The 1,324-nt window shown below is 40.5% G+C and carries 2 protein-coding genes and 1 pseudogene; 1 reads left to right on the top strand and 2 read right to left on the bottom strand.

What is annotated here, in order from left to right; genetic code table 11:
• Nucleotides 1-528 precede the first annotated feature (528 nt).
• Complete coding sequence (locus C5470_RS21825) at nucleotides 529-1,074, top strand: gamma carbonic anhydrase family protein (RefSeq protein ID WP_166291888.1); 546 nt, start codon at nucleotides 529-531, stop codon at nucleotides 1,072-1,074.
• On the opposite strand, the gene C5470_RS23485 is transcribed toward C5470_RS21825, so the two are convergent.
• Together C5470_RS23485 and C5470_RS21815 are read right to left on the bottom strand one after the other, a co-directional pair.
• Nucleotides 1,050-1,241: a DUF1488 family protein gene (locus C5470_RS23485; RefSeq protein WP_339917252.1), complete on the bottom strand. Its 192-nt coding sequence runs from the start codon at nucleotides 1,239-1,241 to the stop codon at nucleotides 1,050-1,052. The two genes, C5470_RS21825 and C5470_RS23485, sit on opposite strands and share 25 nt — an antisense overlap.
• Nucleotides 1,229-1,324: pseudogene (locus C5470_RS21815) on the bottom strand (IS5/IS1182 family transposase); the annotation flags it as partial. The pseudogene C5470_RS21815 and the gene C5470_RS23485, both read right to left, overlap by 13 nt.

Raw genomic sequence — 1,324 nt, 5'->3', positions numbered from 1 at the left:
CATGTGTTAGGCCTGCCGCCAGCGTTCAATCTGAGCCATGATCAAACTCTTCTATTAAAAGCTTGATGCTCAAAGAATTTTACTGTTCATTCGTCATGAATCAACTGTTGTTCACTCTTCAAGACTTAGTGTATTTTTTTTGTGATACGGTCTTGTGAGTGCCCACACAGATTGTCTGATTAATTGTTAAAGAGCAGGCTGAACTAAAAATTAACATTCTGGTTCAGCCGGGCTGCGTATACTACGCTTTTCGCCCGCAGAGTCAAGCGCTTATTCACTTTTCCCTGCCTGGCCTCACAATGTTTATCAGCGTTGTGTCGGTCAGTGGTGGCGCATTATAGGGAACCCAGATTTTTACACAACACTTTTTTTTAGATTTATCACCAACAGGCTAATTATTGCCCTTTTTGGATTAAATTCAGGCGATATTAGCCAAGATCAACAAGTTTTTTCCATTGCATACTGGTGTTTTCCTCACTAGGATCCCGTTAAGGATAAGAGATTTCCATTTCTTCATTAGAGGTATATATGTCTGGAGTATTGCGCAGTTACCTTGGTACTCAACCTAAAATTGGTCAGAAAGTTATGTTAGATCCGTCTAGTGTGATCATTGGTGATGTCAGACTTGCTGATGATGTCAGCATATGGCCTTTAGTTGTCATCCGTGGCGACGTTAATTACGTATCTATTGGCACACGCACTAACATCCAAGATGGTTCTGTACTACATGTGACACACAAATCTGTTGATAATCCCGATGGTTTTCCTTTAATTGTTGGGAATGATGTCACCATCGGGCATAAAGCTATACTCCATGGTTGTACTGTTGGTAATCGAGTGCTCATCGGTATGGGCTCCATCCTACTTGATGGTTCAGTTATTGAAGATGACGTTATTATTGGAGCAGGCAGCTTAATCGCTCCAGGAAAAATATTAGAAAGTGGATACCTTTATGTCGGCAGCCCTGCCCATCGGGTCAGAAAACTAAAACCTGAAGAATTAGAAATATTATGTTATTCAGCAAGCAATTATGTCTGCTGGAAAAATGACTACCTGCAAGAAGGTAATATATAACGTCCTAAATGATCATCATCCCCATTATTGATTAACGATTCGAATTCCTCTTCAAGATCCCAACGATTTTGTCGGAAAAGATTTAATGGATGATGATCTTCCCCATAACGGTATAAAAGATCCCTAGGGGCTGTTGACGTTTCGTGTACATAACTTATACAGCCCACATGGGTAACCACATCATTATAAAAGCCATGGCAACCATACTGGCATAATTTCGCTCAAGTTTGTCGTATCTTGTTGCTATTGC

Source organism: Photorhabdus stackebrandtii, assembly GCF_011189495.1.
GTDB lineage: Bacteria > Pseudomonadota > Gammaproteobacteria > Enterobacterales > Enterobacteriaceae > Photorhabdus > Photorhabdus khanii.
This window is presented reverse-complemented; position numbering and strand designations above follow the sequence as displayed.